At 61.5% G+C, this 10,101-nt stretch carries 7 protein-coding genes; 6 read left to right on the top strand and 1 reads right to left on the bottom strand.

All coding sequences use genetic code 11. The annotated features are described in order from the left end of the window. Positions 1 to 270 precede the first annotated feature (270 nt). Positions 271 to 1,464 carry a sulfite exporter TauE/SafE family protein gene (locus ACUM6F_RS10730; protein ID WP_445349229.1) on the top strand — a complete coding sequence of 398 codons (1,194 nt, stop codon included), beginning with the start codon at positions 271 to 273 and terminating at the stop codon, positions 1,462 to 1,464. 563 nt (positions 1,465 to 2,027) lie between these two features. On the opposite strand, the gene ACUM6F_RS10725 is transcribed toward ACUM6F_RS10730, so the two are convergent. Continuing rightward, on the bottom strand, positions 2,028 to 4,517 hold the full coding sequence (locus ACUM6F_RS10725) for a hydrogenase iron-sulfur subunit (protein ID WP_445349228.1): 2,490 nt from the start codon (positions 4,515 to 4,517) through the stop codon (positions 2,028 to 2,030). Positions 4,518 to 4,783: 266 nt separating this feature from the next. Between ACUM6F_RS10725 and ACUM6F_RS10720 the strand changes: the two genes are divergently transcribed. From ACUM6F_RS10720 to ACUM6F_RS10700, 5 genes are all read left to right on the top strand, one after another. Beyond that, complete coding sequence (locus tag ACUM6F_RS10720) at positions 4,784 to 5,464, top strand: Crp/Fnr family transcriptional regulator (protein ID WP_425620504.1); 681 nt, start codon at positions 4,784 to 4,786, stop codon at positions 5,462 to 5,464. A gap of 136 nt (positions 5,465 to 5,600) precedes the next feature. After that, complete coding sequence (locus ACUM6F_RS10715; protein WP_445349227.1) at positions 5,601 to 6,674, top strand: L-threonylcarbamoyladenylate synthase; 1,074 nt, start codon at positions 5,601 to 5,603, stop codon at positions 6,672 to 6,674. Then, positions 6,671 to 7,207, top strand: coding sequence for a manganese efflux pump MntP (locus ACUM6F_RS10710; RefSeq protein WP_445349226.1), 537 nt, complete (start codon positions 6,671 to 6,673; stop codon positions 7,205 to 7,207). Before ACUM6F_RS10715 ends, ACUM6F_RS10710 begins: the two co-directional genes overlap by 4 nt. A 341-nt stretch (positions 7,208 to 7,548) precedes the next feature. Continuing rightward, the gene (locus ACUM6F_RS10705) at positions 7,549 to 8,673 is read left to right on the top strand and encodes a DUF1847 domain-containing protein (RefSeq protein WP_445349225.1); all 1,125 of its coding nucleotides are present in this window, start codon (positions 7,549 to 7,551) and stop codon (positions 8,671 to 8,673) included. A gap of 143 nt (positions 8,674 to 8,816) precedes the next feature. Next, positions 8,817 to 10,010, top strand: coding sequence for a sulfite exporter TauE/SafE family protein (locus ACUM6F_RS10700; protein WP_425620500.1), 1,194 nt, complete (start codon positions 8,817 to 8,819; stop codon positions 10,008 to 10,010). Positions 10,011 to 10,101 lie beyond the last annotated feature (91 nt).

The raw sequence follows: 10,101 nt of genomic DNA, 5'->3' as shown, positions 1-10,101 counted from the left end.
TCGGGGATAACCCAGACCTGCTGCAACCGTTTTTCAATGTCTGTGGTGCTGCATTCTGCAGGATGAGGGGCTACTGATTACCGACTACCATAATTGTCGGCCGGCCGACATTCGCGAAGCCGTCCCCTTAACGTATTTCCTGCCTGTAATTAAGCAATGACGCAGTTCGGCGTCGGACTGCCTGATCGATTAGTTTCCCTTATAATTAAAAAACATAACCACCTAGTAAACGGTCTGACGCTGAATGCTGAATAAGGAGGGGCGCGAATTTTGCAAAAGAGGCCGCTGTGGAACACGGTTGCTGTCATTTTGCTGCTTTCATTTTTGGTTCTCCTTATGGTCGGAGCAAGCGGCGTAGGGGCCAATCCGGCAACGGCGACGGTGGGGGACCTGGGCATCCCGGGCAAGCTCGGCAAGGCCATCGCCGAAGTGCCCGTGGGTACCGGCAAGGGGCACATCGACCCGAACGCCCCGCGGGGATTCCTGGACATCCCCGGAGCGCCGCAGGTTAACCTGGTCTTTGCCTTCCTGTGGGCGATCGGGGTCGGCTGGATCTTTTCCACGATCGGCGCCTTCGGCGGCGTCATGGCCGGCGTGGGCCACATGACCGTCTTCGGCCTGGGTGCGTACGCCAAGAGCTTCAAGGACACGGCCCCGACGGTCAATAAGCTGCTCACCGACAGCATCCGTGTCTCGAACCAGTTCCTCGCCGGGCTGTCGGCCCTGGTATCCAGCTATAACTACTACCGCATAGGGCGCTTGGTCTGGTCCTTGGGGCTGGCCCTCGGCCTCGGCTCCATCGTCGGCGCCGTCATCGTTCCCTGGCTTACGGGCGGCAAGGTGACCTTCAGCCAGTACCAGGGCTGGTTCGGCGTGTTCATCTTTATCGTCGGCGCCGTCCTCCTGTACGAGACCACCCCGCGGGGCCAGGCGAGCAAGAAGGCCGCCAAGGAAGCCGCCCGGGTTTTTGAAAAGAGCGTCAAGGAGAAGGGCTTCGGGGTCCAGACCGGCGTCAAGGTCATCAGGTGGAGCCTTGGCCGGGTGGAATTCTCCTTCTGCGGCGTGGAGTTCGGCTTTAATCCTATCTGGCCGGTGCTCGGCGGCATCGTTATCGCCGCTATTTCGTCCTTCATCGGCGTCGGCGGCGGTTTCCTGTACGTGCCTTTCCTGACCAGCCTCGTCGGCCTGCCGATGTTTATCGTCGCCGGAACCTCGGCCCTCACGGTCTTCATCAGCATGGTCGCCAGCATCACGGCTTACATCAAGCTGGCGGGCGCCGGCATTTACTGGTCGCTGATCGGGGTCGAGCTGGCCGGCATCTTCATCGGTTCGGTCATCGGCCCGTGCACGCAGAAGTACGTTCCCGAGATCTGGCTGAAGCGCCTATTTGTCATGCTGGCCCTGTACGTCGGGCTCGGCTACTTCAGCAAGGGCTTCTTCGGCCAATCCTGGGTGCCGATGTAGGCTTAAGGAGTTGAAAAGCGCACGTGCTGCCAAGGGTCGTTTTCGGCGCCGTGCGCCCCGGGCTGCCCTGCTTCGGCAGGGTGCATAAGATGGTTGACGAAGATGCAAAACACGCGCCGGAGCTCAAGAGCCTGGCGTAACCACAAACAAGCAGCTGGCATCACTACTCCCGGTACCGACAGCTTTCCCTCTTGTTCCCCTCTGAAGGAGAGAGCCCCCGTAACATACGGGGGCTCTCTCCTTTGTTGGGTGGACCTTAGGTCTGGTATAGGTAGTCGATATTTGATAAGACTGCTACAAACCTTCGATGGATTCCGGCTTTCTTTAAGCGAGCGACTTGCGGAGCATCGTAGCGGTTCTTGGCGAAGGTGCCCAGCACTCAGTTAGCCGTTTGAAACAACGTATCGTGAATTGGCCAAGTAACTACGGACGGTAGGTTTCGTATCAGCCCTGAGTGCTGGGTTTGGAGCTTAACGAAGTTGATCCTAATTCCGAACGCTGAACGCCGAATGCCATTTTAGGCCGACGACCGACGACCTTAATTAACCCCGGTCGAATTCGCTTTAGCGAATTCCTTCGAGTCCGACCTCTAACGTCCGATGTCCGACGACCGACTTAAGCCGCTTGATATTCCGGTGCATCTCCTGGACGGCCGCGATCCATTCCTTGTAGCCCGCCGACCCGATGATCTTCGACGCAAACCGCGCGCTGTCGATCTCGACGAGGGGCAGCATTTTCTCCCACATCGACATCCGCTTGGCCGTCAGGTCGTTGCCGTGGTGGTGGTGACAGTTGTTGGCAGGGCAGCGGCCCACGATTACCCCGTCGGCGCCCATAGCCAGGGCCATCAGCACGTGCACCGGGCTGACGCTGCCGCCGCACCTCACCCGGATGATGCGTGTGCCCACCGGGTACTCCAGGCGGTTGATGCCCGCGAAATCGGCCCCGGAGTAGGAGCACCAGTAGCAGAGGTATCCCAGGATCTTGGGCTCGCCGGGCGGGACGTTATGAAAGGCCACCTTCAACTGTTCCTCCAGGTGTTTTTCGGTATAGTTGGTCAGTTGAATAGCGCCGCTCGGGCAGGCCGCGATGCACAGGCCGCAGGACTGGCAGAAGGCGGGGTCCGTGCTGTAGTAGCCGTCCTCGTCCTGCTGGATGGCCCCGTGCGGGCAGACGTTGCGGCAGAAGCCGCAACCGCTGCACAGGTCCTTGTTGACGGTGGCATAGTAGTCCAGGAGTTCGGTGTACCCCTTGTGGTGGTAAGCCATGGCCCTTGCCACCGCCGAGCTGGCCGCCGCCGCGCTCTCATGGACCGAAGCCGGCCCGGCGGCGCCGCCCACCACGTAGACGCGGTGCACCGTCGATTCCGTGGGCCGCAGGATGCGGCAGCCCGGCGAATCGCCGAAGGGTCCCTGGTTGACGGCGGCGAAGCCGTAGCGGTCGGGCTGCATGCCGAAAAGCATCCGCAGGCGCGAGGAGTCCCGCCGCGGGTTAAAGGCGGTCGCCAGCACGACCAGGTCGGTTTCCAGGGCGGCGTCGGCCCCGCCGTTTTCGCTGCCGTTGGGGAGTTCCTGCAGGCGCACCGTTACACTCTCGCGGTCGGTGCTTTTCTGGATGGCCGTCAGCCGCCCGCGGATGAAATTGACCCCTTTCTGCTGGGCCTCGCGGTAGTATTCTTCCGGGGCGCGGTCCACGGTGCGGATGTCCGTGTAAATGATGTTGACCTTGATTTCGGGATGCGATTGGTGCAACAGCAGCACCTGTTTCAAGGTGTACTCGCAGCAGATTTTCGAACAGTACGCCTTGGGGCCGTCCAGCGGCTGGTACTTGCAACTGCCGTTGCCGCACTCCGGGTCGACCTTGCCGTTGGTTTCCCGCGAGCCGGCACACAGGACGAAGGTGATCGAGCGCGGCTTTTTCGCCGTCTTGCCTAAGTGCTGGCAGTACTGCTCGAACTCCAGGCTGCTGACCACCTGTTCCAGCTGGTAACCGTATTCGGGTTTGGCTTTACGCACGTCCAGCTCTTCAAAACCGGTGGCGACCACGACGCTGCCGACGCGGATCGTCTTTTCGAGCGGGCCGGCGTCGAGCGTCACGGCCCCCGCGGGGCAGACCGGCACGCACTCACCGCACCTGGTGCAGGCCTCCGTGTCGATGACGTAGGCGTTGGGGTGGGTGAAGCGGTAGGGTTTGTAAATTGCTTTGCGCGTCGAAAGGCCGAAGTCGAAGTCGTTCGATACGGCTACCGGGCAGGCCTCGGCGCACTTCCCGCATTCGACGCACTTGCGGGTGTCCACGAACTGGGGCGCCTGGTACAGGGTGACCTCGAAATTCCCGTCCGTTTTACGGATACCGGTGACCTCGGTGGATGTCATCAGCTCGATCGTCGGGTGGTGGAGGGCGATCAGCTTGGTGATGTTCGGGAGAATGCAGGAAGTGGAGCAGGTCGACGGCCAGTTGGGAGTCTGGTAAAGCTTTTCCACGCGTGCCATTTGCCCGCCCAGGTGGGTGCCCTTTTCCACCAGGGTCACTTTGACCCCGTTGCGGGCGTAGTCAAGGGCGGCCTGCATCCCGGCCGGGCCGCCGCCGATCACCAGGGCCCGGTCCGTGACCGGCAGGCGGGTGGGGTTGCGCTTCTCGTTCAGGAGCACGCGCGCGTGGGCCATGGCCACGATGTCTTCGGCTTTCCCGGTGGCCGCCTCCCGCATGCCCGGGTGCACCCAGGCGCATTGCTCCCGGATGTTGGCGATTTCCACGGCCGTCGTGTCCAGGCCCGTCTCCGCCGCCGCCCGCTTGAAGCGCTGTTCGGGCGCCATCAGGCTCGTTCGCGGCGAGCACCCGACCACGATAACCCTGTCGAGCGCTTGCTCCCTGATGTCGTTTTTAAAGATCTCCAGTCCTTCTTCGCACAGGATATTGTGTTTTCGGACAAACACGACGTGCGCCAGTGATCCCGCCCGTTCCGCCAGACGGGCCATATCTATGGCGTCGTTGAGGGTGGTCTGGCAATCGCAGACGAAAACGCCGACCCTGAAACCATTGGCATCAGGCACGCTCAGCACCCCTTTCCTTTCTGCTCGGCCTTTGCGCCGCGTAAATGGACAGGAAAACCGCACAATTTTACCTTGCTTATTATTGTAGAGGGTTTGCGCCGTTTTCGCCGTCGCGCCCGCGGATGCGCGAGTGTCGGCTTGCTGACACTGGAAATGATCAATGGGAGACGGAGGGCAGGAAATCGGTTAACATGGGCACAGTAAGACGTTAAAATAAAACTCAAGTTACAAGATCAACTTTCTGCAATATCGGGAGATGGTTTTAGATGACCGAAAAGGTCTTTAAGATGAACGAGAAAGCCCTCACAGTCAACGAACGCGAGCGCGAGGTGCTCTGCAAGGCCGGCATCAGGGTGCGTTACCCCAAGGGCCAGATTATTTTCTCGGCCGAGGAATACGCCGACCGGGTCTACCTGCTGGAGGAAGGATACGTGAAGATCTACCGCATCAGCCCGTCCGGGCGCGAGTTTACGGTGGGCGGCACGCGGAACCCGGGCGAAATCATGGGCCTCGCCGAAGCTCTTTGTAACAGCAAGCGCACCTGTTTCGCCAGGGCCATCACCGACGTGACCATGATCGTCCTGACCAAGGACCAGTTTCTGGACGTTTTGTCCACGGAGCACCGCCTGGCGCTGAAAGTGGCGTCGCTGCTCGGGTCGCGCATGCGTTTCGCCGAAGCCCTGGTCTACGACCTGATGTGCTGGCAGGCGCCGGGGCGGCTCGCCCTGCTGCTCCTGAAGTTCAGCGCGCGCTGCGGCGTGCCTACCGACCGGGGCCTGGAGATCGGGCTCAAGCTCACTCACAGCGAGATCGCCTCCATGATCGGCTCCACCAGGCAGACGGTCACCTCGCTGATGAACACTTTCCGGGACGAAGGCTGCATCAGCGTGGAGGGGGGCAAAATCGTCATCAAGGACGCCGGGAAGCTGGCCGAATGGGTGGTTTGAGGCGGCGGCAACCTTGGCGCCCGTTTCGGATGAAAGGGCTCCTGCGGTTGTGCGGGGGTCCTTATTATTTTTTGTCAAGTTTTGGGCGTTAGAAGCCCCGGGTGTGGTATACTACAAAGACAGGCTTGGGTGGCAGGTGACAGATTTTACTGCCATGCTGGTAGAAACGCATTATTGGCGGGTTGATCCAATAAACCCCGATCAGGACGTAATCACGGCCGCGGCGCGCATCCTGCGACAGGGCGGGCTGGTGGCCTTTCCCACCGAGACCGTTTACGGCCTGGGAGCAAATGCCCTGGATAGCAGGGCCGTAAAGCGAATATTCATAGCCAAGGGAAGGCCCGCCGACAACCCCCTGATCGTCCACGTCAGCGACCTGGAGCAGGCGGCTGCCATCACGGCCGGCCTGCCCCCGCTGGCCGTAAAGCTCGCCAAGGCTTTCTGGCCCGGCCCGCTGACGCTCGTGCTGCCCAAAGCCGATGCTGTTCCGGGGGAGGTTACCGCGGGTTTGGACACCGTCGCCGTAAGGATGCCCGACCACCGGGTGGCCCTGGCCTTGATCCGGGCGGCCGGCCTGCCCGTGGCCGCCCCGAGCGCCAACGTCTCCGGCCGGCCCAGCCCGACGACGGGGGAACACGTCCGGCAGGACCTGGAGGGGCGGGTGGAAGTCATCCTGGATGCCGGGCCCGCGCCGCACGGACTTGAATCCACCATTCTGGACCTCACGACGGACGTCCCGGTCGTCCTGCGCCCCGGAGGAGTGACGCGGGAGGCGTTGACCCGGGCCATCGGCACGGACGTGGCCGTGGCCGGCCGGGGAGAAACCGAAAGACCCCGCGCGCCCGGCATGAAATACCGGCACTACGCCCCGCGCGGCGAGCTCTACCTCGTGGAGGGCGACCGCCGCGGGGTCCCGCGGCGCATCGCGGAACTGGCCGCGGAACTGAAATCCGCGGGTCACAGGGTCGCCGTCCTTTGCAGCGCCGAGACCGCGCGGCTTTTGCCGTGCGACCGGGTGTACGTCATGGGTTTGCGTGACGATCCCGCCCGGGTGGGGGCGCGCCTATACCAATTATTGCGGCGGTGCGACGAAGACGGGGTTACGGCCATCGTCGCCGAAGGCGTCGAACCTGTCGGCGTAGGCGAAGCGGTGATGAACCGGCTGCGCAAGGCGGCGGGCAAAGTGATTACGGTGGGGGATGATAGATGAGTCCGCTGACGCTCTTTCTGCTGGCCGTGGCCCTGGGCACCGACGCCTTTTCCTTAAGCCTGGGACTGGCCCTCACCGGGATCGGGCGCAAGCAGGCCCTGGCCCTGGTGCTGGTGGTGCTCGTCTTTCACATCGCCTTCCCCGTGCTCGGCTGGTGGGGCGGGGAGCTCCTGGGAACGATAGCGGGCCGGACGGCTGCCTACATTGGGGCGGCTATCCTCATCTACCTCGGATTGCGGATGACGATCGGGACCCTCCGCAGGCACCGGGAGGAGCCCGTTAGGATAAACGGCGTCTGGAGCATCATCGTCCTCGCCGCCAGCGTGAGCATGGACGCCTTGAGCGTCGGGTTCACGCTGGGGACCATCGGCGCGCAGCTCGCCCTGGCGGCGGGGGTCATCGGCGTGGTGGCCGGGACGATGACGGCCGCCGGCCTCTTCCTGGGCCGCTCGATTTACCGGCACGTGGGCAGCCGCGCGCAGTTCGCCTGCGGGCTGATCCTGCTCGGCGTGGGAGTCAAGCTGGTATTCTAAAAGATATTCCCCGGATTTCTTTTCGGAACACGTCCTCATCTTCACACAACACCACGTCGGCTGCCCGACATTGGAAAAGTCGGACAGCCGACGTTATCATCGCCTGCCTTGCGACATATCAGATGCAATGAAGATAACATGCGTTTGGTCTTGCCATGGACTGCCGGGTTGTCGTTTGTGTTCTATAATTTATCAAATGATCAAAAACGTGACCGTTTTCCTGCCATGTAACGCGACAACCGCGTTACATGTTCTTTGTTTTTCCCGTGGCATTGTCGCTTTTTACTGTTGTCACCATGGTATTGCCTGTTTTACATCACCGCAGAGGGGGAGTCTCTCTAATGAAGTGCGCATACTGCAACCTGAAAATGGCTTGCAGCAAGGAGGGGCGCGACTGCCTCGGGGGCAAGCTGGAACTCCCAGAATACAGGGATCCCGCCGTGCGGCCTTACGTTACGTACAGCGCCTTCCTGCAACACGTCTACGGCAATAACCTGACCCGCCTTCAGGAATTGATCTTCATCGGCCTGATGATGGAATGCCGCCGGCTGGGACTGGCCTACTGCGCCGGTTTTAACCGCGAGGCCCGGATGATGATCGAGGCTCTCTCCCCGCATTTTGAGGTCAATGCCGTGTGCTGTGACTACTGCCTTACGCCCGACCAGCGGTTTGTTCACGATCCCGACAGGCGGTTCGACCTTTACCGGCGTGACGAACGGGCCAAGGTCGAGGTCTTGAACGATTTCGGGGCGCCTATGCACGTTTCCTTAGGGCTGTGCATCGAACAGGACATCCTCTTCAACCGACACAGCAGGGTACCGGTGACGAACTTCGCAGCCGCGGACTGGGTGCTGGGCCATCACCCGCTGACCGTCGTCTACACCACTTACCAGCGTAAGAAATATCTCCAGGGGAAAGGGCTGCCGAAGCCCGGGCAGGTCAGGAGAACCCGGCTTCAGGAGCTGATTGTTTTCGGCCAGCGCGCGGGCTTCAAATCGATCAGCCTGGGTTTCTGCAACGGCCTGTTCGAGGAAGCCGGGATGCTTTCGGATATTCTCAAACAGTATTTTCTCGTCTACTCGGTCTGCTGCAAGACGAGCGGCATCGACAAGAAGGAGCAGAACACGCCTTACATGAACCCCGGCGCCAAGTTTGAATCGGCTTGCAATCCGGTCGGCCAGGCCAAGATCGACAACCAATTGCGGGTCGACCTTTCGGTTCAGCTCGGTATCTGTTTAGGCCACGACATGTGTTTTGCGACGCATACCCTGGCACCGACGACGACGTTCGCCCCCAAGGACCGCGTGCTCGGCCACAATACCCTGGCCGCTTTATATACAGGCGCGCGTGCGATGGATGTCGATTACTCCGACCCGCGGCCCTACGAGGTCGCCAGGCGCTACAAGGATGCCGAGCCGCCGGTTGCGGATTTGGACGACGAGGTGCAGCCGGGAGCGAGCGCTTAAGCAGGCGTTCTCTTCTAGGCGGCGCACCGGAGTGCCGGCATCGGACGTTGGTCGTATGGGAGGTGAGATCTCTCTGGAACCATCACCAATCCTTGTGGTACGGGACTAATGCATAGGTATTCTTTGGAAGGGAGGGGTGTGTTTTGAGAAAAGGACGGTTGTGGAACACAGCGGCCCTTGTCGTACTGCTTGCTTTCCTGGTATGCCTGTTCGCCGGGGCAAGCGGCGTGGGGGCCAACCCGACTACGGCGACGGTGGGGGACCTGGGCATCCCGGGCAAGCTGGGTAAGGCCATTCAAGAAGTACCGGTGGGTACCGGGAAGGGGCAGATCGACCCGAACGCCCCGCGGGGATTCCTGGGCATCCCCGGAGCCCCGCAGGTTAACCTGGTGCTGGCCTTCCTGTGGGCCATCTGGGTGGGCTGGATCTTCTCCACGGTCGGCGCCTTCGGCGGGATTATGGCCGGCGTGGGCCACATGACCGTTTTCGGCCTGGGCGCGTACGCCAAGAGCTTTAAGCAGACGGCGCCGACGGTCAACAAGCTGCTTACCGACAGCATCCGCGTTTCCAACCAGTTTCTCGTCATGCTTTCGTCACTGGTTTCGAGCTACAACTACTACCGTGTGGGGCGCCTGGTCTGGCCGCTGGGCCTGGCCCTCGGTCTCGGCTCCATTGTCGGCGCTGTCGCCATCCCCTGGCTCACGGGCGGCAAGGTGACGTTCAGTCAGTACCAGGGCTGGTTCGGCGTCTTTGTTTTCATTGTCGGTGCGGTCCTGCTCTACGAGACTACAGCGCGAGGACAGGCCAGCAAAAAAGCGGCGAAGGAAGCAGCCCAGGCCTTTGAAAAGAGCGTGAAGGAGAAGGGCTCCACGGTCGAGACCGGCGTCAAGGTCACCAGGTGGAGCGCAAGCCGGGTGGAATTCACCTTCTGCGGCGTGGAGTTCGGCTTTAATCCTATCTGGCCGGTGCTCGGCGGCATCGTCATCGCCGCTATTTCCTCCTTCATCGGCGTCGGCGGCGGTTTCCTGTACGTGCCGTTCCTGACCAGCATCGTCGGCCTGCCGATGTTCATTGTGGCCGGCACCTCGGCCCTCACGGTGTTCATCAGTATGGTCGCCAGCATCACGGCCTACATCAAACTGGCCGGCGCCGGCGTATACTGGTCGCTGATCGGGGTGGAACTGGTCGGCATCTTCATCGGCTCGATCATCGGGCCGCGCACGCAGAAGTACGTTCCCGAGATCTGGCTGAAACGGCTGTTTGTGGTGCTGGCCCTCTATGTCGGAATCGGTTACTTCAGCAAGGGCTTCTTCGGCCAGTCCTGGGTGCCGATGTAGGTCCCGGGCTGTACGGGGTGCGCCGGGTTCCGGGTTTGACCCGGAACCGGCACGCCTCGGTCGTTAGATGTTGAAAAACCAGGGACTGTTT

It is taken from the genome of Desulforudis sp. DRI-14, from assembly GCF_052618305.1.
Note: the sequence above shows the minus strand (reverse complement) of the source record. Positions and strands in the feature narration are given on the sequence as shown.

Bases quoted from the DNA above. Each gene is read 5' to 3' on its own strand.
- ACUM6F_RS10705 (WP_445349225.1), top strand. From the start codon at position 7,549: ATGAAGTGCGCATACTGCAACCTGAAAATGGCTTGCAGCAAGGAGGGG.
- ACUM6F_RS10710 (WP_445349226.1), top strand. From the start codon at position 6,671: ATGAGTCCGCTGACGCTCTTTCTGCTGGCCGTGGCCCTGGGCACCGAC.
- ACUM6F_RS10720 (WP_425620504.1), top strand. From the start codon at position 4,784: ATGACCGAAAAGGTCTTTAAGATGAACGAGAAAGCCCTCACAGTCAAC.